At 67.7% G+C, this 23,101-nt stretch carries 14 protein-coding genes and 1 tRNA gene; 11 read left to right on the plus strand and 4 right to left on the minus strand.

Going from position 1 to position 23,101, the window contains the following annotated elements:
- The first annotated feature begins 110 nt into the window (after window positions 1-110).
- Window positions 111-437 carry a GIY-YIG nuclease family protein gene (locus tag ABIB28_RS16120; protein ID WP_354289104.1) on the plus strand — a complete coding sequence of 109 codons (327 nt, stop codon included), beginning with the start codon at window positions 111-113 and terminating at the stop codon, window positions 435-437.
- Window positions 438-510: 73 nt separating this feature from the next.
- Here ABIB28_RS16120 and ABIB28_RS16125 read toward each other — a convergent pair whose 3' ends face one another.
- Window positions 511-1,725, minus strand: a complete 1,215-nt coding sequence (locus ABIB28_RS16125) for an N-acetylmuramoyl-L-alanine amidase (protein ID WP_133191849.1) — start codon at window positions 1,723-1,725, stop codon at window positions 511-513.
- A gap of 566 nt (window positions 1,726-2,291) precedes the next feature.
- On the opposite strand from ABIB28_RS16125, the gene ABIB28_RS16130 reads away from it, so the two are divergent.
- Window positions 2,292-5,132 carry an Rne/Rng family ribonuclease gene (locus ABIB28_RS16130; protein ID WP_354289105.1) on the plus strand — a complete coding sequence of 947 codons (2,841 nt, stop codon included), beginning with the start codon at window positions 2,292-2,294 and terminating at the stop codon, window positions 5,130-5,132.
- Window positions 5,133-5,390: 258 nt separating this feature from the next.
- On the opposite strand, the gene acs is transcribed toward ABIB28_RS16130, so the two are convergent.
- Window positions 5,391-7,331 carry an acetate--CoA ligase gene (gene acs / locus ABIB28_RS16135; RefSeq protein WP_354289106.1) on the minus strand — a complete coding sequence of 647 codons (1,941 nt, stop codon included), beginning with the start codon at window positions 7,329-7,331 and terminating at the stop codon, window positions 5,391-5,393.
- 119 nt (window positions 7,332-7,450) lie between these two features.
- Between acs and ABIB28_RS16140 the strand changes: the two genes are divergently transcribed.
- The 8 genes from ABIB28_RS16140 (at window position 7,451) to ABIB28_RS16175 (ending at window position 16,694) form a co-directional block, all read left to right on the plus strand.
- On the plus strand, window positions 7,451-8,467 hold the full coding sequence (locus tag ABIB28_RS16140) for an SDR family oxidoreductase (protein WP_354289107.1): 1,017 nt from the start codon (window positions 7,451-7,453) through the stop codon (window positions 8,465-8,467).
- Window positions 8,468-8,615: 148 nt separating this feature from the next.
- On the plus strand, window positions 8,616-10,445 hold the full coding sequence (gene cobT, locus ABIB28_RS16145) for a cobaltochelatase subunit CobT (RefSeq protein ID WP_354289108.1): 1,830 nt from the start codon (window positions 8,616-8,618) through the stop codon (window positions 10,443-10,445).
- Window positions 10,446-10,535: 90 nt separating this feature from the next.
- Window positions 10,536-11,366 carry a hypothetical protein gene (locus ABIB28_RS16150; RefSeq protein ID WP_354289109.1) on the plus strand — a complete coding sequence of 277 codons (831 nt, stop codon included), beginning with the start codon at window positions 10,536-10,538 and terminating at the stop codon, window positions 11,364-11,366.
- Window positions 11,363-11,641, plus strand: a complete 279-nt coding sequence (locus ABIB28_RS16155) for a ribbon-helix-helix domain-containing protein (RefSeq protein ID WP_354289110.1) — start codon at window positions 11,363-11,365, stop codon at window positions 11,639-11,641. The genes ABIB28_RS16150 and ABIB28_RS16155 overlap by 4 nt, the downstream gene beginning before the upstream one ends.
- Before the next feature lie 48 nt (window positions 11,642-11,689).
- Window positions 11,690-14,155 (plus strand): TonB-dependent receptor, encoded by a 2,466-nt coding sequence (locus tag ABIB28_RS16160; protein ID WP_354289111.1) that lies wholly within the window; start codon window positions 11,690-11,692, stop codon window positions 14,153-14,155.
- Entirely contained in the window at window positions 14,155-14,898 is a 744-nt protein-coding gene (locus ABIB28_RS16165; protein ID WP_354289112.1) for a tetratricopeptide repeat protein, read from the plus strand. The genes ABIB28_RS16160 and ABIB28_RS16165 overlap by 1 nt, the downstream gene beginning before the upstream one ends.
- Window positions 14,892-15,575 (plus strand): Fe2+-dependent dioxygenase, encoded by a 684-nt coding sequence (locus ABIB28_RS16170; RefSeq protein WP_354289113.1) that lies wholly within the window; start codon window positions 14,892-14,894, stop codon window positions 15,573-15,575. The genes ABIB28_RS16165 and ABIB28_RS16170 overlap by 7 nt, the downstream gene beginning before the upstream one ends.
- On the plus strand, window positions 15,576-16,694 hold the full coding sequence (locus ABIB28_RS16175; protein WP_354289115.1) for a PepSY-associated TM helix domain-containing protein: 1,119 nt from the start codon (window positions 15,576-15,578) through the stop codon (window positions 16,692-16,694). It abuts the gene before it with no gap.
- Between the two features lie 132 nt (window positions 16,695-16,826).
- Here the strand turns inward: ABIB28_RS16175 and ABIB28_RS16180 are convergent, their stop codons facing one another.
- On the minus strand, window positions 16,827-21,431 hold the full coding sequence (locus tag ABIB28_RS16180; RefSeq protein WP_354289116.1) for an NAD-glutamate dehydrogenase: 4,605 nt from the start codon (window positions 21,429-21,431) through the stop codon (window positions 16,827-16,829).
- Between the two features lie 86 nt (window positions 21,432-21,517).
- Complete coding sequence (locus ABIB28_RS16185) at window positions 21,518-22,816, minus strand: PAS domain-containing protein (RefSeq protein ID WP_354289117.1); 1,299 nt, start codon at window positions 22,814-22,816, stop codon at window positions 21,518-21,520.
- Between the two features lie 196 nt (window positions 22,817-23,012).
- On the opposite strand from ABIB28_RS16185, the gene ABIB28_RS16190 reads away from it, so the two are divergent.
- A tRNA-Thr gene (locus ABIB28_RS16190) sits at window positions 23,013-23,088 on the plus strand.
- Window positions 23,089-23,101: the final 13 nt, after the last annotated feature.

Consider the following 23,101-nt stretch of genomic DNA (forward strand, 5'->3'; position numbering starts at 1 on the left):
TCGGGGTGAGGCTCTAGCAAGATTCGCGAGGCTTGCCAGCCGCCTTGACTCTCGCCGTCATGCCGGACTTGATCCGGCATCCATGCGAGCCGTCAAAAAAGGGGGCAACGATGCGCGAGCGGACACCTGCGGTCTATATCCTGGCGGGACAAAAGCGTGGCACGCTGTACATCGGCGTTACATCGGACCCTGTGGGCCGGATGTATCAGCACAGATGCGAAACGACGCCTGGATTTACCAGTCGCTATAACGTCAAGCGTTTGGTCCATATCGAGTTCTTTGGCGATATGGAGACCGCTATTCGCCGTGAGAAGCAGCTGAAAAACTGGGCGCGCCAATGGAAGCTCGAGCTGATCGAAGCGAAGAATCCTGGCTGGCGGGACTTGGCGCCGGAGTACGGCATCGCGGCTGCCGCTCCACCCAAAGCGCTCGCATAGACCCCGGATCAAGTCCGGGGTGACGACGCGCCTGTAATACCGGACTTGCCATCTTCGACGCCAACCCTCGCGTTCAATCCCGCGACGCCATCCGCCGGGCGAAGTGGACCTGGACCGCGCGTTCGATGCTTTGCGCGATCTTGTGGCGGCCCTCGGCGCTGTCGATGAAGTCGGCGTCGTGCGGGTTTGAGATATAGCCCGTCTCGAACAGGATCGAGGGCATGTCGGGCGCCTTCAGCACCATCAGCGAGGCCATGCGGTGGAAGTTGGCCTTGACCGGGATCAGCGGCTGCGCCTCGCGCCCGAGCAGCCGCGCGAAGCTCGCCGAGGCGTTCATCGTCTCGCGCTGCGTCAGGTCGATCAGGATCGACGAGATGTCGGCCGACGTCGAAGCGAGGTTCACGCCCGAGATGATGTCGGCCTTGTTCTCGCGCGCCGCGAGCTTGGCCGATTCCTTGTCGGAGGCGACTTCGGACAGCGTGTAGACCGACGCTCCGCTCGCATTGCCCGAACCGACGCTGTCGCAATGGATCGAGATGAACAGGTCCCCGCGCAGCCGTCGCGCGATGCCGAAGCGTTCCTGCAGCACGAGGAAGCGATCGTCGTCGCGCGTCAGCGCCACCCGCACGCGGCCCGAGCGGAGCAATTCATCGCGGATCGCCTTGGCGATCTTGAGCGTCACGTCCTTCTCGCGCCGCCCGTCGAGCGGCGAGATTGCGCCCGGATCGACGCCGCCATGCCCGGCATCGATCACCACCAGCGGGCGGCTGTCGTCGTCGCCATAGATCCGCGGCAGGCCTGCGCTGCGCCGCGCGGGCGGGATCGGCACGGTGACCTGGTAGCCGCTCGTATCGGCCGCTTGCGCCAGCCCCATCGTGAAGGGCGGCAGGAAGTGCATCCGGCGCTCGCTTGCGGCGCGGACAAAGGTCGTGTCGTCGACGGTACGCAATTCGAGCGTCAGCTCGCGCCCGTCGCGGCCGAACTGGCCTTCGGTGATCAGCGTCGGCCGCGCGAGATCGAACACGATGCGCACGCCGTCGGGACCGCGCGGCGAGAGTCGTACCGCCGAGATCGCGCCGCCACTCGTCAGCGCGCCGCCCGGCCGCGCGCCCTTGAGGTCGAGCGCGATGCGCTGCGGCTGCGCAAGGATGAAGCTCGACGCATCGGCGATCGGCTGGTCGAAGCGCAGCACGATCCGGTCGTGCTTCACCTCGACGCGTTCGATCGACGCCGCCCAGCCGGGAGCGCCGGCAAACCAGCAGGCCAGCAATGCGAGGAGGAACGACACCGCCTTGTAATGCAGCCGGATCGCAGGGGCGGTAAAGCGAAAAGGCGTTGGCTGCCCGGTGCAGGCACGACAATCGGCGGGAGCGGGGGATGCGGTCATGCAGCTTGGGTAGAGGGCGAGGTCGCAAGACCGCCTTGCCGGGTGCGGTTAATGCCGGGGTAGGCATAGATTTGCCGGTGCCCGGCAAAAAGCTGCCAGTTGCTGCGCACGACAGGGGATGCTACGCAATAGACAGTACCCCGTCCTCTGCCTGGTTCAGGCAGCGTTCAGGGCCACTTGGCCGCCCCACAATCCTTTGGCGCGGCCCATCCAGGTTGACGTTCGCATGCTGCATTTATCCCGTCCCTCGCTCCGCCCGGCTTTCGCCGGCGGAATCGCGAGCGCGCGGGGTGCTCCAGGCCGGAAGGCGGAGCGTGCAGCGCGAGCAGAGGCAGTTTTCGTAACAACCCAGGGCGGCGAACCAGGCGACCTTTTTGCCGGGACCAGCCCTTTCATTGATCGCGCGCGACCAGCGCCACGGCGCTCAGCGCCCTTGGACCCTGTGTCGCGCGACCGGAGAATATTACATGACCACGCGTATGCTGATCGACGCACGGCACCGGGAGGAAACCCGCGTTGCTGTCGTCAAGGGAAACCGAATCGAAGAGTTTGATTTCGAGAGTGCCGAGCGCAAGCAGCTCAAAGGGAATATCTATCTTGCCAAGGTGACGCGCGTCGAGCCGTCGCTCCAGGCAGCCTTCATCGATTACGGCGGCAATCGCCACGGGTTCCTCGCCTTCAGCGAAATCCACCCCGATTATTACCAGATCCCCAAGGAAGATCGCGACGCGCTCCTGCGCGAAGAGGCCGAGCATGCCGCTGAAGAAGCTGCATTGCGCGCCCAGCAGGATGCCGAAGACGATCTCCACGACGACGAGCATGAAGACGACGGCTTCGAGCGCGATTCGGACGTAGACGAAACGTCGGTCGAGCGTTTCGACGACGCCGATGAGCTTGGGGGCGGGCACGAGCCCGACACCGAAGTCGTCGCCGAGGGCGAAGCGCGCGGTGGCGAAGGCCGTGGCCGTCGCCGCAAGCGTTCGGCATCGGACGATGCCGCCGACGATCTGCAGCAGCGCCGCACCTCGCTGCGCCATCGCTACAAGATCCAGGACGTCATCCGGCGCCGCCAAGTGCTGCTCGTCCAGGTCGTGAAGGAAGAGCGCGGCAACAAGGGTGCCGCGCTGACGACCTATCTGTCGCTCGCCGGCCGCTATTGCGTGCTGATGCCCAACACGTCGCATGGCGGCGGGATCAGCCGCAAGATTTCGAACGCGGGCGATCGCAAGCGTCTGAAGTCGATCATGGCCGACATGAAGCTGCCCCCGTCGATGGGCTGCATCGTGCGCACCGCCGGCCTCCAGCGCACGCGCCAGGAGATCAAGCGCGACTTCGATTATCTCGCCCGGCTGTGGGACGGGATCCGCGAGACCACGCTCACCTCGTCGGCGCCTGCGCTCGTCTATGGCGACAGCGACCTGATGAAGCGCGCGATCCGCGACATCTACAACAAGGAGATCGACGAGGTCATCGTCGAGGGCACCGAGGGCTATCAGCACGCCCGCGAGTTCATGAAGCTCCTGATGCCGAGCCATGCGCGCAAGGTGAAGCATTACAGCGACCCCGTGCCGCTGTTCCAGCGCGCCGGCGTCGAGGAGCAGCTTTCGGCGATGTACCACCCGGTGGTGCAGCTCAAGTCGGGCGGCTATCTCGTCATCAACCCGACCGAAGCGCTGGTGTCGATCGACATCAACTCGGGCCGTTCGACGCGCGAGCATTCGATCGAGCAGACTGCGACCGCGACCAACCTCGAGGCTGCCGCCGAAATCGCCCGCCAGCTGCGCTTGCGCGACATGGCCGGGCTCGTCGTCATCGACTTTATCGACATGGACAATGGGTCCAATGTCCGGAAGGTCGAGAAGGCGATGAAGGAAGCGCTCAAGAACGATCGTGCGCGCATCCAGATCGGCCGCATCTCGTCGTTCGGGCTGATGGAAATGAGCCGCCAGCGCTTGCGCACCGGCGTGCTCGAAGCCTCGACCCGGCCGTGCCCGCATTGCGAAGGGACGGGCTTCGTCCGCACCGCGTCGTCGTCGGGCATCGCTGCATTGCGCATGCTCGAGGATGAAGCCGCGCAGGGTCGCGGGTCGCAGCTGCTGCTGCGCGCCAGCCAGGAAGCGGCGTTCTACCTGCTCAACCGCAAGCGCGGCGAGCTGGCCGAGATCGAGGAGCGCTACGGCGTGATGATCGAGATCGCGCCTGACGGCGAGCAGGAAGGCGCCCGCGTTTCGGTCGAGGTCTCGGGTCCGCCGCCGGCCTACACGCCGCGCTTCGATGCGCCGATCGAGGAAGTTGAGGACGATTTCGTCGAGGAAGAGATCGAAGACGAGATCGAGGAAGAGGAAGAGGAACAGCCCAAGGCCGCCCGCGAGCCACGCGAGCCGCGGGCTCCGCGCGAGCGTAGCGAAGCGGCGGCTGGCGAGGACGAGGCCGGTTCGCGCCGTCGTCGTCGTCGTCGCGGGCGTCGCGGTCGCGCGCGTCCCGAGGGTGAGGCTGCCGCCGAGGGCGAGGCGCTTGGCGAGGGCGAACTGTCCGACGCCGACGATTCGGTCGAGGCCGAAGCCGAGCTCGAGACGGCCGAGCAGGACGAGGGTGCCGAGGCGGCATTCGCGGCCGACGGTGAAGCCGCGGGCGAAGGCGCCGGTGGCGAAGGTGGGCGTCGTCGTCGCGGACGTCGCGGTCGTCGCGGCGGACGTCGCGCAGAGGGCGAGCAGGTCGCGAGCGAAACCGGCGCGCCCGACGCCGAGGACGCGGTAGCGAGCGAAACCGTCGAAGCCGAGGCACCCGTTGCCGAAGCGCCGATGGTCGAAGCCGAAGCCGAGGCCGAAGCCCCGAAAAAGGGTCGCCGCCGTCCCAAGGCACGCGATGCCGAGGTCAAGGCCAAGCCCGCCAAGGCCAAGCCTGCGGCTGCCCCCGTGGTCGAGGCTCCGGCGGAGGTCGCGGCTGAAGCGCCGGTCGACGCCGACGCCAAGCCGAAGCGCACGCGTCGCAAGAAGGCGGTCGAGCCGGTAGCTGCCGAAGCGGCGCCCGCGGACGAGACCAGCGCGACGATGGACGTGCCGGTCTCGCAGGAGCCCGCGCCGAAGCCCAAGCGCACGCGCAAGCCCAAGGCAGCGGCTGTCGACACCGCGACGCCCGAAGCGGCAGCGCCCGAAGCCGAAGCACCGGCGGTCGTGCTGGCCGATGGCCTCGACGGCGCCGCACCGGCTGATGACGCCGCGGTTGGTCCCGACGGCGGGATCGATCCCGATCCGGGCGAAGCCGGCAGCCCGCGTCGCGGCTGGTGGCAGCGCACGTTCGGCGCATGATGAACGGGCCGCAGTCCCTTCCAGGTGAAGGGACTGCGGCCGCGTCATTCTAGATTTTCACTTTCGTCACCCCGGGCTCGTCCCGGGGGCCACCGGGAAGGCAGTCGGTTGCGTGGCGTACGCGCGGCACGGTGGACCCCGGAACAAGCCCGGGGTGACGGTTGTAGGTACTCGCGGCACTTTGGCCAGCGGCCGGCCCGGTCGATGGGCAAGGCGTCGGTAGGGATGGCGGTCTATGATCCGCCATCCCCCCCAGCCTCAAACCACGCGGTTCGCCACCAGATCATCGACCACCGCCGGATCGGCGAGCGTGCTCGTATCCCCCAGGCTCGACACGTCGCCCTCGGCGATCTTGCGCAGGATGCGGCGCATGATCTTGCCCGAGCGCGTCTTGGGCAGGCCGGCTGCGAAATGCACCTTGTCGGGCGCGGCAATCGGGCCGATTTCCTTGCGCACCCAGCCGACCAGCTCCTTGCGCAGATCGTCGGACGGATCCTGCCCCGAATTGAGCGTCACGTACGCGTAGATGCCCTGGCCCTTGATCTCGTGCGGCATCCCGACGACCGCCGCCTCGGCGACATGCGGATGCAGCACCAGCGCGCTCTCGACTTCGGCCGTCCCCATGCGGTGCCCCGACACGTTGATCACGTCATCGACGCGGCCCGTGATCCAGTAATAGCCGTCCTCGTCGCGCCGCGCGCCGTCGCCCGTCGTATATTTCCCTGGATAGGTGGTGAAATAGGTCTGGAAGAAGCGATCGCTATCGCCCCACACGCCGCGCATCTGGCCGGGCCAGCTCCGCGCGATGACGAGATTGCCCGAGGTCGCGCCGCCCAGCACGACACCCTCGGGATCGAGCAGTTGCGGGTCGATTCCCGGCAGCGGCTTGGTCGCCGAACCGGGTTTCAGCGCGGTGGCGCCGGGCAGCGGCGCGATCATCGCACCGCCCGTCTCGGTCTGCCACCAGGTGTCGATGATCGGGCAGCGCCCTTCGCCGACCACGTCGTGATACCAGCGCCACGCCTCGGGGTTGATCGGTTCGCCGACGGTGCCGAGCAGCTTCAGCGAGCTGCGATCGGTCGCGGTGACGAAGCGGTCGCCTTCCTTCATCAGCGCGCGCAGCGCAGTCGGCGCGGTGTAAAGCGTAGTGACCTTGTGGCGATCGACGATCTGCCACATCCGGCTCGCGTCGGGCCAGGTCGGCAGCCCCTCGAACATCAGCGTCGTCGCGCCGTTGGCGAGCGGGCCGTAGAGGATATAGGTGTGGCCCGTCACCCAGCCGATATCGGCGGCGCACCACCACACATCGCCGGGGCGATAGTCGAAGGCGAGCTCGTGCGTCAGGCTCGCCCACAGCAGATAGCCGCCGCTGGTATGGAGCACGCCCTTGGGCTGCCCCGTGCTGCCCGACGTATAGAGGATGAAGAGCGGGTCCTCGGCACCCATCGGCTCGGGCGGGCAGGTGGCGGCGACACCCTCGGCCGCCTCGTGATACCAGACGTCGCGCTCGTCGTGCATCGTCACCGCGCCGCCAGTCGCCTTGACGACGATGACGGTGGCGAGGCTCGGCGCGTTCGCTGCGGCGGCATCGACATTGGCTTTCAGCGGCACGCGCTTGCCGCCGCGGCGGCCCTCGTCGGCGGTGATGACGATCGTCGACCCGCAATCCTCGATCCGCCCCGCGAGCGCCTCGGGCGAGAAGCCGCCGAACACCACCGAATGGATCGCGCCGACCCGCGCGCAAGCGAGCACTGCGAACGCCGCCTCGGGGATCATCGGCATGTAGATCGTGACGCGGTTGCCCTTCACCACGCCCTGCGCTTTCAGCACGTTGGCGAAGCGGCAGACTTCGGCGTGCAGCTCGGCATAGGTGAAGCGGCGCGGGTCTTCGCTTGGTTCGTCGGGTTCCCAGATCAACGCGGTCTCGCCGCCGCGCTTGGCGAGATGCCTGTCGAGGCAATTGGCCGACACGTTGAGCTTGCCGTCGGCGAACCAGCGGATGTGGAAGTCGCTCTTGTCGAACGACCAGTCGCCCGCGATCTCGGGGCGCTTGATCCAGTCGAGCCGCTTGGCCTGGTCGAGCCAGAAGCTGCCGGGATCGGCGAGCGAGCGCCCGTACATCTGATCGTAGCCCGCGCCATCGACGCCCGCATGCGCGGCCCATTCGGGGGGGACGGGGTAGAGATCCTGATCGGCCATTGCGCGCTCTCCTGCGCGCGCCATGTGCGACGGGAGCGGGCGGCTTGGCAAGGTCAAGTCGCTTTGCGTGCAACACGTTTCGATCTACAACTGATCGCCAGGCAGAGGTGGAGCGCGCGATGACGAAGACGGTCCTGGTTACCGGTGGCAGCGGTTATATTGCAGGCTTCCTGATCCGCCAGCTCGTCGCGCGCGGGTGGCACGTCAACACCACGGTGCGATCGCTCGCGCGCGAGGCCGAGGTCCGCGCGACGCTTGGCGTGGCGCCCGACGCGCTGACGTTTTTCGCCGCCGATCTGCTGAGCGATGCCGGTTGGGCCGAGGCGGTCGCCGGGTGCAGCCATGTCGCGCATGTCGCCTCGCCCTTTCCGGCGGGCGCGCCGAGGAACGACGACGACCTGATCGTCCCGGCGCGCGACGGTGCGCTGCGCGCGCTGCACTTCGCGCAGGCGGCGGGGGTTTCGCGCTTCGTGCTCACCTCGTCGGTCGCGGCGATTGCCTACGGGCACAGCGGCGATGCGCGGCGCTACACCGAAGCTGACTGGACCGATCCGACCGCGCCCGGCGTCGGCGCCTATATCAAGTCGAAGACGATCGCCGAGCGCGCCGCGCGCGACTGGATCGCGGCGCACGGCACGGGGATGGAGTTCTGCTCGGTCAATCCGTCGGCGGTGCTGGGGCCACTGCTCAGCGACGATTTCTCGAGCTCGATCCAGTTCGTCCAGCGGCTGCTCGACGGGTCGGTGCCGGGGACGCCGCGGCTCGGCTTCGCGGTGGTCGATGTGCGCGATCTTGCCGATCTGCATGTGCTCGCGCTCGAGACGCCGGGGCTCGACGGCGAACGCTTCATCGGCGCAGGCCCGTTCCTGTGGATGAACGAGGTCGGCGCGATCCTGCGCGATGGCCTCGGCCTGCAAGCGCGCAAGGTGCCGAAGCACGGCATCCCCGATTTCGTCGTACGCTTGCTCGCTCTGTTCGATCCGACGATCCGCCAGGTCACCGGCGAGCTCGGCCGGACGCGTGCGCTCGATGCCGGCCACGCGCTCGCGCGGCTCGGGTGGCAGACGCGCGATGCGCGCACGACGATTCTCGATACCGCGCACAGCTTGCTCGAGCGCGGGATCGTCCGAGTTTGAGCGCGGCGGCAGGCGCGAAATCCTCGCTGTTGCGTCGCGGACGCTAAGATTGCGGCTTTCCGCGCCGCGCTCATCTGATAGCAGGGGCGCATGATGTATCGCTCTGCTCTTCCTGCCCCTGCGCGTACCGCATTGCCGGAGTCGAACCGTGGCCACTGATACCCCGCTCGATCGTTTCAAGGCGGTGCTCGGCGGCACTGCGCGCGCGGTCGCGCACGAGCCCGAGATCGAGCTCGCCTTCACCGCCGACGCGCCCGCGCAGAGCGGCAAGCACATCAAGGTGCCAATGCCCGCGCGCACGCTCCCGCCCGAGCAAGTCGCCGAGGCGCGTGGGTTCGCCGATGGCTTCGCGCTGCGGCTGCGGCACCACGACACCGCGCTCCACGCCAAGACCGCGCCCGGCGAGGCGGTCGCGCGCGCGGTGTTCGACGCGGTGGAGACCGCGCGGGTCGAGGCGCTCGGCAGCCGCGGCTATGCCGGGATCACCGCCAATCTCGACCGCGCGCTCGAGACGCGGCTGCGCGCCGATCCGATCACGCGCGCACGAAACCGCGACGAAGTCCCGCTGTCGACCGCGCTCGCGCTGATGGTGCGCGAGCGGCTAACGGGTGCGGCGCCGCCCGAGGGCACGGTCGCGGGGCTCGACTTGGTGCGCGACTGGATCGAGCAGAAGGCGGGGCGCGACCTCGATGCGCTTGGCCTTGCGATCGACGATCAGCGCGCCTTTGCGGGCCTTGCCACCAAGCTGCTCGAGGATCTCGAGCTGATCGAAGGCGACATGATCCCCGACGAGGCCGATGAAGGCGGATCGGAGGAAGAGGGCAGCGAAGACCAGCAGGACGATCAGGGCGACGAGGGCGAGGACGAAGGCGAACAGGGCCAGGGCGAGATCGAGGCGCGCGGCTCGGAGAGCGAGGCCGATAGCGAAGAGGGCGAGGGCACCGAGCAGGGCGACGATTCGTTCGACGACATGGATGGCGAACCCGGTGACGAAGGCGAGGAGGGGATGCTCCCCGTCCGCCCCAACCGCCCGCTGTCCGATCCGTCGTCGCAGTTCGAGTATAAGGCGTGGACGACCGCCTATGACGAAGTGATCGCGGCGACCGACCTGTGCGACGCCGACGAGCTCGCGCGGTTGCGCTCGTATCTCGACCAGCAGCTCGTCCATCTCCAGGGCGCGGTGACCAAGCTCGCCAACCGGCTGCAGCGCCGGCTGATGGCGCAGCAGAATCGCAGCTGGGACTTCGACCAGGAGGAGGGCATCCTCGACGCGGCGCGGCTCGCGCGGATCATCGTCAACCCGACGCTGTCGCTGAGCTACAAGATCGAGCGCGAGACCGATTTCCGCGACACCGTCGTCACGCTGCTGATCGACAATTCGGGCTCGATGCGCGGGCGGCCGATCTCGATCGCGGCGATCAGCGCCGACATCCTCGCGCGCACGCTCGAGCGCTGCGGCGTCAAGACCGAGATCCTCGGCTTCACCACGCGCGCCTGGAAGGGCGGGCAAAGCCGCGAGACCTGGCTCGCCGCGGGGCGCCCGCCGCAGCCGGGGCGGCTCAACGACGTGCGCCACATCGTCTACAAGAAGGCCGACGAGCCGTGGCGCCGCGCGCGCCCATCGCTCGGGCTGATGATGCGCGAGGGTCTGCTCAAGGAGAATATCGACGGTGAGGCGCTGCTCTGGGCGCATTCGCGGCTAATCGCGCGGCCCGAGGAGCGCAAGATCCTGATGGTCATCTCGGACGGCGCGCCGGTCGACGATTCGACGCTGTCGGTCAACTCGGGGTCGTATCTCGAGCGCCATCTGCGCCAGGTGATCGGCTGGATCGAGTCGAAATCGCCGGTCGAGCTGGCGGCGATCGGGATCGGGCACGACGTGACGCGCTATTATGCGCGCGCAGTGACGATCATGGATGCCGAGCAGTTGGGCGGGACGATCATCGAGCAGTTGGCGGCGCTGTTCGATACGCCTTGATCCCGCCCGATTTGGCACGGACACCCGGGCATCCAGACGCCGATCGCGATCCCGCTCGTATCGCAGGCGTTTGACCATAGGGAGTTTTGGATGATCCGTGCCGGACAGCGCTATCGCAACCGCAAGGTCGCCCGCGGCGCAAGCGTCATCGCGCTTGCCATCCTTGCGATCGGCGCTGGGGCACCTGAAACCAGCCTCGATGCCGCCTTCACCGGACGATGGCGGATCGACACCATGTCGATCACCGGTGATGTCAAACCGAGCGTCTTTCGGGTGGGGACAGGGGTCTTCAAGCGCGACGACAACGCCCCTGTGAAAGCCGATCGCCAACCCCATCCCATCCCCAGCGATGGCTATGTGGACGAGCAGTCGATCACGATCGAGAACGATCACGTCGTCAAGGAGATCGACAAGATCCGCGGGAAGCTTGCGTATACGGTCGCCTATGTCGTTTCGCCTGATGGCAATACGCTGACGTGGCACGTCGCGAGCTACACCAACCCGAGCGGCCAGGCCGTTACGGGTGAAACGGTGCAGCGCCGTGTCGGGGCACCGGTTAAAGATGCGCATCTGCTGTCTGGCACATGGGTGCGCGTCAGCATTACGTCCGATTCAAAGAACGATACGATCCTCAAGCTAGACGGCAAGCGCTTCAGTTCGCGGACCGACACCGGAAGCGGTTTCGACGCCATCATCGGTGGCCCGCCGGTCAAGTTCGACGGCGATAACTCGGGCGTCCGCGCGCAAATCACCAGACCGCGGCCCGACCTGATTGTCGAGACCGATCTGTCGGTCCGCGGCACCGTCGACGACGTGTTCTCGATGCAGATGATGCCCGACAAGCGGACGATTCACGCGACCGGCGTATACGGCCCTGAGAAACGCTCGACGAGCTTCTACATGCACAAGCAGGGCGGATGACCGTAACCCAACCCGCCGCCGGCTTCATCGGCCCGGTCAAACGCTCGGTGACGATCGCGGGCCATGCCACGTCGATCAGTCTCGAGCCCGTATTCTGGCACGTCCTTGAAGCCGCGGCGGCGCGGCGCGGGCTGCCGCTCAATGCGCTCATCGCGCAGATCGACGCGCTGCGGATCGTTGCCGAGGATCCGCCCAACCTGGCAAGCGCGCTGCGAAGCTGGATCCTTTCCGACCTCCAAGCAATCACTAGTGATACTCATTCGCAACAAGGTTGACAGTGCGAGTGACTCGCAATAGCGGTGTTCCCACAAGGGGAAACCGCTTTGACACCTTCTGCCGTCCGTAAGCCCGTCTATCTCGCTCTCTCGTGCGTCGGCGCGTTCGCTAGCCATCCGGCGTTCGCCGAGGATGCGCCGCCCGCCGCGGCGAACGACATGGATCCCGACGCCAAGCTCGACATCGTCGTCCAGGGCCAGCGCCGCACCGACCCCAAGCAAGTCGCGCCGCTGCTCGACACGCCGAAATCGATCCTCGTGCTCAACAAGGACACGATCGCGCAGACCGGATCGAACAGCCTCGCCGATGCGCTGCGCACCGTCCCCGGCATCACCTTCGGCGCGGCCGAGGGCGGCAACCCGATCGGCGACCGCCCGTTCATCCGCGGGTTCGACAGCCAGGGCAGCCTCTACGTCGACGGCGTGCGCGATCTCGCCTCGCAGAGCCGCGAAGTGTTCGCGGTCGATTCGGTGCAGATCGTGCGCGGCTCGGACTCGACGCTCGGCGGCCGCGGGAGCGCCGGCGGCACGATCAACATCCTCTCGAAGCTCCCACAAGCGAGCAGCTTCGGATCGGCGAGCGTCTCGTACGGCAATGCCGATTACAAGCGCGTCACCGCCGATGTGAACCTGCGCGTCAGCGACACCGCGGCGTTCCGGATCGAGGGCGTGTGGCACGACCAGAACGTCGCCGGGCGCGACGCGGTCTCCGCGCGGCGCTGGGGCATCGCGCCGAGCGTCACCTTCGGGTTCGGCACGCCGACGCGGCTGACAGTCGGCTTCTACCGGCTCGAGAGCCATGAGCTCCCCGACAGCGGTATTCCCTATCTCAACGTCTGCACGGCCACCAATTGCGCGCTGCCCGCGGGCACTGTCTTCACGACGCCCGCGATCGGCACCGTCACGACGCGCGGCGGCCAGACCGGTACGATCTCGCGCAACACCTTCTACGGTCTCAAGAACCGCGACTTCCGCGATGCGACGACCAACCAGGCGACGCTGCGGGTCGAGCATGACTTCGGCGGCGGGATCACGCTGCGCAACACCGCGCGCTTCAACCATGACACGCAGGCCTATATCTTCCTGCTGCCCGACGACAGCACGGGCAACGTCTTCGGCACGACGACGACCAACACTGGCGGCAATCTGACGAGCGGCGGCTATGTCTGGCGGCGCGCGAATACGCGCTATGGCTATAGCAAGGCGCTGATCAACCAGACCGATCTCAGCGGCAGCTTCACGACCGGCAGCATCAAGCACAGCTTCGCGGTCGGCACCGAGCTCGCGTGGGAGAAGACGCGGCGCGGCACCTATGTCGTCGCCTCGGGCTCGACGCTGACGCCGCGCTGCACGACCGCGACGCTCGCCCGCTATTATTGCACGAGCCTGTTCAACCCCAACCCCAACGACCCCTTCGTCAACTACACCAGCGACACGTCGAGCGTGCAGACGCCGATCGTTCGCGGCGCGAGCAACACCGAGACGCAGAACGACGCGCAGACGATCGCGCTCTATGGCTTCGACTCGATCACGCTGCTCCCGCAACTGATCCTCAATGTCGGTGCGCGCTTCGATCGCTTCAAATCGACCGTGACGCTGCCCTTCGCGGTCGGCGCGGTGCCGCTGCGCGTGTCGCGCACCGACGAACTGTTCAACTGGCAGGCCGGCCTCGTGTTCAAGCCGACCAAGGAAACCAGCCTCTACGCCAGCTACGCCACCGCCGCGACGCCGCCCAACAGCCTGCTCGGCGAGGGTCGCGAGGACAATGCGCTGCCGACGACGGTTGCCACGCTTTCGGTGCTCGACTCGCTCAAGGTGCAGAAGACCAAGTCGTACGAGCTCGGCGCGAAGGCGAGCGTGTTCCACGAAAAGCTCGCGCTCGCAGCAGCCGTGTTCCAGACCGACATCCAGAACGCGCGCGTCACCGCCGATGGCGGCAGCGTCGCCTTTATCGGCCGCACGCGGATCCGCGGGCTCGAGCTCACCGCATCGGGCGCGGTGCTGCCGGGATGGACGGTGTTCGGCGGTTACACCTATCTCGATGCCAAGGTGGTCGATGGCGGTCGGAGCGCGCTTGCCGTGGCGGCGAATGGCGCTGCGCCGGCGACCACGGTCTATGTCGCCTCGGCCAATACCGGTCGGCAAGTGCCGCAGATCGCGAAACACAGCTTCACCGCGACGACCAATTACGAAGTCACCAAGCGCTTCCAGCTCGGCGGCAGCGCGATCTACTCGAGCCGCATCTATGGCGGCTATGCCGACAATCGCAGCGCGACGCAGACCGCGGCGGGCGTGGTGACGGTCGCCCCCGCGACGGTCCAGTTCGCGCGCGGCGTCCCCGCCTATTGGCGCTTCGATGCCCGCGCGAGCTATCAGCTGACGCCGAACCTCCAGCTCTCGGTCAACGCGCAGAACCTGACCGACAAGGTCTATTTCAACCAGACCTATACCAACCATTACGCGTCGATCGCCCCCGGGCGCACCGTGTTCGGCACGCTCACGGCAAAGTTCTGATGGAGGATGTCACGGCGCTGTCGCGCGACGAGATCGCCGCGCGGCTGGCGGCACCACCGGCGGAGCGCGCGGCGTTCATCCGCGCCTGTGCCGAGGCAGGCGAGGCCGAGGCGCAGGCGGTGTTCGGACAGATGCTGCTCGACGGGATCGACGTCGCCACGGATCCGCGCGCCGCGCTCGGCTGGTTCACGCGCGCGGCAGCGCAGCATCACCTGATGGCGATCAACATGGTCGGGCGGTGCTACGATCTCGGCTGGGGCACGCCGCCCGACAAGCGCCGCGCGGCGGATTGCTACCGCATCGCGGCCGAGCGTGGGCTCGACTGGGGGATGTACAATTACGCCACCCTGCTCGCGCTCGGCGACGGCGTGGCCGAGGACAGGCCGGCGGCGCTGGCGTGGTTCCGCAAGGCAGCGGCGCTCGGCAGAAATTTGGCAGGGGCCAAGGCGATTAACTTCGTCGGCAGCTTCCACGAGGATGGCTGGGTGGTCGAGCGCGACATGGCAGCGGCAGCGCTCTGTTATGCCCGCGCGGCGCAGGGCGGCGATTTTCGTGGGTGCTTCAACCATGCGCGGATGCTCGGCGCAGCGGGGCGGATCGAAGATGCGATCGGCTGGCTCAAGCGCGCCGGCGCGAGCGCGACGCCGGCGTTCGTCGAGAAAGCCGCGGCGTGGCTTGCGGCCTCCGACATCGGTGCCTTCCGCGTGCGCGGCGTCCAGGCGATCCGGGGGGCCGCATGCTGACGGTCATCCCGGATCTGCTCGACGCAGCGCAGGTCGCCACGCTCCGCGCGATGATCGATGCGGGCGACTGGATCGACGGCAACGCCACGTCGGGGCACCAGTCCGCGCTCGCCAAGCACAATGCGCAACTGCCCGAGGATTCGCAGGCTGCGCGCGCTGGTGGGGCGATCGTGCTCGATGCGCTCGCCGCCTCGCCACTGTTCGTGGCGGCGGCGCTTCCGCTCAAGGTGTTTCCGCCGCTGTTCAACCGCTACGCAGCCGGTGACGGGTTCGGCGCGCATGTCGACAGCGCGATCCGCATCCGCCGCGGCAGCGACTATCGCATCCGCAGCGATCTGTCGGCGACGCTCTTCCTCGCCGATCCCGACAGCTATGTCGGCGGCGAGCTCGTCATCCAGACGCAGTTCGGCGAGCAAAGCGTCAAGCTGCCCGCGGGTCAGTTGGTGCTCTATCCGGCGTCGAGCCTGCACCACGTCGCGCCGGTGACGCGCGGCGTGCGCGTCGCATCCTTTTTCTGGATCCAGTCGATGGTCCGCGACACTGATTCGCGCGCGATGCTGTTCGAGCTCGACACCGCGATCCAGTCGCTCGGCGCGCGTGTCGGGCAGGGGGATGCCGAGATCGTCCGGCTGACCGGCGTTTATCACAATTTGTTGCGCCGCTGGGCGGAGGTTTGAGTGAGCAAGATCGGAATGCGCAACGCCTGGTTCCAGGTGCACAAATGGATCGGCTTGATCCTGGCGGTGGCGATCATCCCGCTGTCGGTGACCGGTGCCGCCCTGGTGTGGGACGATGCGCTCGACCATGCGCTCAACCCGCAGCGCTACGCGACGAGCGGCGACGGGCTGCAGCCGATGCAGCGCTATGTCGCAGCGGCGCGCGGCCTGCTCGCGCCGGGCGACCGGATCGCCTCGGTCGCGCTCCCATCCGCGCCGGGTGAGCCCGTCATCGTGGTGGCGAGCACCGCGTCGACCGCCAAGCGTACCGCCGCCCCGCCGCCCCGCAAGACCGTCTGGATCGATCCGGCGACCGCGCATGTGCTCGACAGCGCGGGTAGCGGCGGCGGGCTGATCCGCACCTTCCACATGATCCACGGATCGCTGCTGATTCCCGGCGTCGGGCGGCAAGTGGTCGGCTGGATCGGGGTGGCGATGCTGTTGTCGAGCGTGTCGGGGCTGTGGCTGTGGTGGCCGACCGTCGGGCGCTGGGCGCGTGGGCTTCGCTGGCGGCGGCATCGCAACACCGATACCAATCTGCATCACCTGCTCGGCTTCTGGATCGCGCTGCCGCTGTTCGTGCTGTCGCTGACGGGGGCTTGGATCTCGTTCCCGCAAGTGTTCGGCGGCGCGCAGGGTGGGGCGGGCGGCAAGCCCGGTGCGCGGGCGGGTGGCCAGCGGCCGCTGCCGCTTGCGACGCCCAAGCTCGCACTCGACGCGGTGATCGCGCGCGGCAATGCCGTGTCGCCGGGTGCCATCACCAAGGTCGATTGGCCGACCGATCAAAAGCCGTCGTGGACGCTCGGCATCGCGCACGATGCCCGCGCCGTGACGGTCGCCGACGGCGATGGTGCCGCAAAGGTCGTGCCCGAGCCACGCGAACAACTCGCGCGGACGATGCGGCGGATCCACGACGGCACCCGGATGGGGATCGTCTGGCAGATCGTGATCTTCCTCGGCGGGCTGTTGCCCGCGATCCTCGCGGTTACCGGGATCATCATGTGGTGGCGGTCGCGCGGCTGGCGCGCGCAGCTCAAGGCGCGCCAGCGCGCCCGAGGTGAAGCTGTTGTCCTAAGCTGATCTGGCTGGCCTACTTCTTAACCGTCACCCCGGGCCCGTCCCGGGGTCCACCGTGCCGCATGAACTGCCGAGGCAGGGCGCGCATCCCGGTGGACCCCGGAACAGGTCCGGGGTGACGGTTGTGGAGGGCTGCTACCGGCCCAGCAGAACGCGCGCCTGGCCCGCAATCTGCGCGAGCATCGCGGCGTTGGGCGCCGGCGCGAGCCGCGCGCGATCGATCACCGCCTTGAACTGCGCGACGCGGCCGGCATTCTCCGCCAGCCAGCCTTCGACCAGCGCCTGCGGATCGCTCCCGTTCCCGTTCGCGCCGCGACCGAGGAACTCGAGCCGCAGCTGCTGGAAATCGCGCGCCAGCCCTGCGATCAGCAACCGCTCCCACGGGTCGCTCGAGGCGATCCGCGCGGCATTGGCCTGCGCCCAGTCGAGACCCAGCGCTTGCCCCAGCCGCGTGAACGCGCGCGTCAGCACCGCCTCGTCGATCCCGAGCCGCTCGCCGAGATCGGCCAGCCCGACCGCGCCATCGAGCTCGAACAGCCGCACGACCTTCTGCACCAATTTGCCCGGCGCGCCTGCGGTCTCGAGCGTCGCGGCGATCCGCGCGCTCTGCGCACTCGCTTCCTCGAGCAGCAGCGCCTTGGTCTGCTTGTCGAGTTCGCGAATGCCCTTCGACAGCCGCGCGAGCACGTCACCCGGACGACTGCCGCCGCGCGTGACGCGCAACAGATCGGCGATCTGCGAGCGCGTCGCCACCGCGACCTCGTCGAACAGCGCGATCCGCGCCGCTTCGGGCATCTCGGCGGTCTCGATCTCGCGCCACAATTCGGGCAGGTCGAACAGCCGTTCGGCGACGACGAAGTTCGCCGCGATGTCGCTCATCGCCGCGCCCTCTTCCTCGGCGAGCTCGAAGGGATAGAGCACGCCCATCCGGTTGACGATCCGGTTGGCAAGCTTGGTCGCGATGATCTCGCCGCGGAGGCGATGCTGGTCGATTGCGCTCGCGAACTTCTTGCGCATCGCCGGCGGGAAGGCGGCGTGGAGATCGGGCAGGAGTTCGGCATCCGCCCCCAGATCCGACCGCTCGATCGCGGCCTGCAGCGCGAGCTTGGCGGTTGCCAGCAGCACGGCGAGCTCGGGCCGCGTCAGCCCGCGCCCTTCGGCCGAGCGGCGCAGCAGATCGTCATTGCCCGCCAGCCCTTCGACGACGCGGTCGAGCGAACCGCTCGCCTCGAAGATCTCGATCAGCCGGACATAGCTTGGCACGTCGCGCGCGCCGTCAGCCTCGGCGATCGACAAAGCGAGCGTCTGCAGGCGATTGTCCTCGAGCACGATGTGCGCGACGTCGTCGGTCATGCTGGCGAGGAAGGTGTTGCGCTTCTCGTAGCCGAGCCGGCCTTCGATCATCTCGCGGTTGAGCGCGATCTTGATGTTGACCTCGTTATCCGAGCAATCGACGCCGGCCGAATTGTCGATGAAGTCGGTGTTGATCCGCCCGCCACGCGCCGAAAAGGCGATGCGCGCGGCCTGCGTGACGCCCAGGTTCGCGCCTTCGCCGATCGCGGTGGCGCGCAGATCCTCGGCGTCGACGCGCAAGCGGTCGTTCGCCGGATCGCCGACCGCGATGTTGTTCTCGGCGCGCGCCTTCACATAGGTGCCGATGCCGCCGAACCAGATCAGGTCGACCGGGGCCTTGAGAATCAGCGAAATCAGCGCACCGGGCTCGATCTCGCTCGCCTCGATACCGAGCGCGGCGCGGATCTGCTTCGACAGCTTGATCACCTTGTCGGTGCGCGCGAACACGCCGCCGCCCTTCGAGATGACCGACGTGTCGTAATCCGCCCACGACGAGCGGGGGAGGGCGAACATGCGCGCTCGCTCGGCCCAGCTTGCCGCGGGATCGGGATCGGGGTCGAGGAAGATGTGGCGATGGTCGAACGCCGCGACGATCTTGAGCGTCTGGCTGAGCAACATGCCGTTGCCGAACACGTCGCCCGACATGTCGCCGCACCCGACGACGCGGATCGGTTGCGTCTGCACGTCGACCCCGCGCTCGGCGAAGTGGCGCTGGACGCTGACCCAAGCGCCCTTGGCAGTGATCCCCATCGCCTTGTGATCGTAGCCGACCGATCCACCACTCGCGAACGCATCGCCGAGCCAGAAATTATGCTCGAGCGCGATCGCATTGGCGACGTCGGAGAAGGTCGCGGTGCCCTTGTCGGCGGCGACGACGAAATAGGGATCGTCGCCGTCATGGATCACGACGTCGGCGGGGTGCACCACCGCGCCCTCGACGATATTGTCGGTGATCGACAGCAGCGTGCGAATGAACACGCGGTAGCTCTCGGTCCCCTCGGCGAGCCACGCATCGCGGTTCGACGCCGACGGGAGCTGCTTGGGGTAGAAGCCGCCCTTCGCGCCGGTCGGCACGATCACGGCGTTCTTGACGCGCTGCGCCTTCATCAGCCCGAGAATTTCCGTCCTGAAATCGTCGCGCCGGTCGGACCAGCGCAGGCCCCCGCGCGCGACTGGGCCGGCGCGCAAATGGATGCCCTCGACGCGCGGTGAATAGACCCAGATCTCGCGCCACGGCACGGGGGCGGGGAGGCCGGGGATGAGGTGGCTGTCGAGCTTGAACGCGAGCGCGATCTGCCCGGCTGAGGCAAACGCGTTCGTGCGCAGCGTCGCTGCGATCACGCTGCGCAAGCTGCGCAGGATGCGATCGTCGTCGATCGCCGAGACCGCGTCGAGCCCGGTGTCGATCGCCGCATCGGCGGCCTCGACGCCTGAGCGCGCGCGCGCCGGATCGTGCGCAGCGGCGAAACGCTCGATCAGCGCCGCGGCGACCTTCGGCGCACGCCGCAGCGCATCGACCACGGTGACGAGACCATAGGTCAGCCCGGCCTGGCGCAGATAGCGGAACCACGCGCGGAACAGCAGCACCGACGCCGGCGCCATCGCGGCATCGACGATCAGCCGGTTGAACGCGTCATTCTCCGCCTTGCCCTCGAGCACCGCCTGGATCGCATCCTCGAGCACCGTCGTATCGGCCGAAAGCCGCACGCCCGCCGCCTCGACGAGGAATTCATGCACGAAGCCCTGCTCGTCATCGGCAAGCGCGGTCGGCAGTTCCTCGATCACGCGGAAGCCGAAATTCTCGAGCACCGGGACCGCGTCGGACAGTGCCAGCGCGCCGCCCTGGCGGTAGATCTTCAACCGCGCCGCGCCGTGTGCGTCGCGGTACATCCGCACCGACCGGTCCTCGGCGTTCTCGAGCCGCGCGAGGCGGATGATGTCCTGCGCGGCTTCCTCGGCGGTGTTGGCGGCGCGATAGCCCGCCGGGAAGGTGGTTGCATGGCGCAACGCAAGCCGCGTGGCGCGCGCCGGCTCGACCAAATCGGCAAGCGCAGCCTCAACCGCAGGCACCCAGCCGCGCACCATCCGCGCGATCCGCGCATCGAGCGTCGCCGTATCGGGCATCACCCCGCCGCCGCGCACGTCGATCGTGAAACGGATGAGCGCGGTGACGTCGTCCATCGCGATCGCCCAGTTGAGCAGCCCGCCATGCGCCGCCTCGACCAGCATGTCCCCGATCGCGATGCGCCGCGCGGTGGTCAGGTCGTCGCGCGGCAGCCAGACGAAGGCGAACAGATGCCGCCCGAGCACGCTGCGCACCAGGACCAATTTCGGCCGCGGGCGGTCCGCCAGCGACATCGCGGTGAGCGCGACCTCTTCGAGCGCTTCGGGGGTGAAGGCGGTGATAAGATCATGCGGCAGCGCGGCGAGCGCGTGCGTCAGCGCCTTGCCGGTATGCCCCTTGGGATCGAAGCCGAACTTCTGCTCGAGCGCGGCCAGATGCTTGCGCAGCACGGGCACATCCTGCGGCGCGGCGTTGAGCGCGCTGCTGGTCCACAGCCCGGCATGGATCGAAACGCCCACGATCTTCTTCTTCTCGCGCACCGGCACGACGGCAAGATCGAGCGGGAGATGGCGATGGACGCTCGAGATGAGATTGGACTTGAGCAGCAGCGGCGCCTCGCCACCCTTTTCGAACCACTGGATCGCGAGTGTGCGCGATGCTTCGGCAAGCATCGGCACCGGCTGCGGATTGCGCGCGAGGCCGAGCGTCGTCTCGGTCGTGCCGCGCCACAGTTCGTGGCCAAGCAAGGTGAAGTTGCGATCGAGCAACCAGGCGAGCATCTCGGCGCCTTCGCCCGCCGGGAGCGTCGCGATGTCGGCTGCCATCGCGTCCTGCAGCGCCTGCCAGTCCTGCACCGCGGCGCGGACATCGGCGAGATTGCGCTCGAGCTCGGCCACCAGATCGCGCCGCTCGCGCGCATCGGCGCGTTCGAGCTCGATATAGATCATCGATTCGGCAGGCCCCGAATCGTCGACGTCGACCAACTGGCCGTCGGCGTCGCGAATCACACCGAGCACGGGGTGGATGATCCGGTCGATCGAAATGTCGTGCGCCCCGATCGTCGCGGCGATCGAATCGACGAGGAAGGGCATGTCGTCATTGACGATCGCCAGCCGCATCCGGCGGCGCGGGTCGGTACCGGGCAGCGGCTCGAGCGCGATCCTGGCGGTGCCGGGACTGCGCCGCTCGGCAGTCGCGGCGACGAACGCGGCAGCGTCGATTCGCTCGGTCTTGCCGAACCCCTGTATTTCGCCCGGAAGAGCACCCTTGGTCAGTCGGGCAGCAAGCGCGTCCGACAGCGATTTCAGCGTGGTTTTAGCCATGCGGGCCCCTATGCGCCCGACGCTGCGCGACCTCAAGACTTGTGGCGGTGCACAATTTTTCGAGGTCGTGCCGCGCGGTGCGCGCGTCAGACCGCGCTGCGCATCGCTCGCTCGGTCAGCGCCGTGTCGTCTCCAAGCGTCGCGACGATGTCGAGCATTCCGCCATCGTTGGCGCGCGCCAGCAACACGACATAGGCGCCGCGCTCGAGCGGGGTTTCGATCGCCACGCTGGCGAGCGTCGGGCGCGAGGCGAGCAAGCCCGCGCTGCTCGCGCGCGGTTTGGCGACGGGCGTCCTTGCGGCGCGTTCGGCTTTGACGATCCCCTTGATGCCACCCTCGAAGCCTTCGAGGAAATCGCCGAGCTGTCCGGTCGCGACGTCGATCCGGCGCGCGTAGGACAGCACCGCGGCATATTCGGTCAACCGCGTCTTGTCGTAATCGGACCCGAAGACGAGCTTGACCACTGGCGTCATAGGCGCGCGGAGCTGGACGACGATCCCGGCCGATTCGAGCAACGCGCGGTAGCTCTGCGGATCGGCATCGGCGGCGGCGGCGAAATCATGCGCCCGCCCGAGCGCACGATAGAGCGTCGCGCGGCCACGGACGTCTGCAGCGCGCACCGCGGCAGCGGTTTGCTGCGCAAGCATCAACTGATCGGCGAGATTGCCGCTGGTAGCCGCGGCGGCCGCATCATCGATGTCATCGGCTTCCGCCGAATCGAATCCAGCACTCGGCCCATCGGCCCAGATCGGTGCTGCCGGCGGCGCCATCGGCGCACTGCTGACCGCCGCTGCGATTTCGGCGTGAAGCTTGGCCTGCGTCTCGGCGTCGACCAGCTCCTTCCAGTTGATCACGCCATAGATGAAGTCGATCGATTCGTCGTCCGACGAGAAGGGCATCAAGATGCCGCGATACAGCGTGTTGTGGCCACGCACGCCGACGAATTCGGCCTCGAAGCCGATCGGCGAGCGATTCGCGATGATCTGCAGATAATGGTCGGTCAGCCGCGACAGCAGCGAGCGGCTGGGCACTTGCGAGATGTGCGTCACCGACGAATCGAGGCTGCACTCCTCGCGCAGCGCGCGGCCGAGATAGGCGATCGCCGGGTTTTCGATCCCGAGCGAGAAATCGAGCAGGACGCTGTGCGGGCCGAAATCGGCGATATTGGCGGGATCGAGATCCTCGATCGAGGGATAGGCGCGACCGCCAAGCAGCGACACCCAATGGTTATAGGCGCGAACGTGCATGCGGCGCTCGTCGGTGCCGACGTCGATCTGTGTCTCGGCAACGCCGTTTCCCGCGCTGTCGACGGGCGTGTCGTCGATCTCGTCGCCCTCGACTTCGCTGTCGAAGCGACCGTCCCCGAATCCGCGAACACTGTCCATTGCACAACCGTCCTATTTGGCCCGCCCCGCCGATCGGGCGACTGTCCTAACCGGCTTGTGCACCGCGCGTGGTAAACGCGGAGTAAAGCCTCGCTTTTTTGCGCGCCATCGCGCCTGGCGCGGCGAAGCGGCTTGTCAGCACGAAAACCACCTGTTAAGCGCCCGCCCTCGCACCCGTTCACCCGAACGGCGCGACGCCGCTTTAGCTCAGTTGGTAGAGCATCGCATTCGTAATGCGGGGGTCACAGGTTCGAGTCCTGTAAGCGGCACCATAGCCTTCCAAGG

The sequence above is a fragment of the Sphingomonas sp. UYEF23 genome (genome assembly GCF_040546165.1).
GTDB lineage: Bacteria > Pseudomonadota > Alphaproteobacteria > Sphingomonadales > Sphingomonadaceae > Sphingomonas > Sphingomonas glacialis.

What these genes read in the sequence shown, in the direction of transcription:
- ABIB28_RS16150 (WP_354289109.1), top strand. Translation starts at nt 10,536, where the DNA reads ATGATCCGTGCCGGACAGCGCTATCGCAACCGCAAGGTCGCCCGCGGC.
- ABIB28_RS16155 (WP_354289110.1), top strand. Translation starts at nt 11,363, where the DNA reads ATGACCGTAACCCAACCCGCCGCCGGCTTCATCGGCCCGGTCAAACGC.
- acs (WP_354289106.1), bottom strand. Translation starts at nt 7,331, where the DNA reads ATGGCCGATCAGGATCTCTACCCCGTCCCCCCCGAATGGGCCGCGCAT.
- ABIB28_RS16130 (WP_354289105.1), top strand. Translation starts at nt 2,292, where the DNA reads ATGACCACGCGTATGCTGATCGACGCACGGCACCGGGAGGAAACCCGC.
- ABIB28_RS16140 (WP_354289107.1), top strand. Translation starts at nt 7,451, where the DNA reads ATGACGAAGACGGTCCTGGTTACCGGTGGCAGCGGTTATATTGCAGGC.
- ABIB28_RS16170 (WP_354289113.1), top strand. Translation starts at nt 14,892, where the DNA reads ATGCTGACGGTCATCCCGGATCTGCTCGACGCAGCGCAGGTCGCCACG.
- ABIB28_RS16185 (WP_354289117.1), bottom strand. Translation starts at nt 22,816, where the DNA reads ATGGACAGTGTTCGCGGATTCGGGGACGGTCGCTTCGACAGCGAAGTC.
- ABIB28_RS16120 (WP_354289104.1), top strand. Translation starts at nt 111, where the DNA reads ATGCGCGAGCGGACACCTGCGGTCTATATCCTGGCGGGACAAAAGCGT.
- ABIB28_RS16165 (WP_354289112.1), top strand. Translation starts at nt 14,155, where the DNA reads ATGGAGGATGTCACGGCGCTGTCGCGCGACGAGATCGCCGCGCGGCTG.
- ABIB28_RS16180 (WP_354289116.1), bottom strand. Translation starts at nt 21,431, where the DNA reads ATGGCTAAAACCACGCTGAAATCGCTGTCGGACGCGCTTGCTGCCCGA.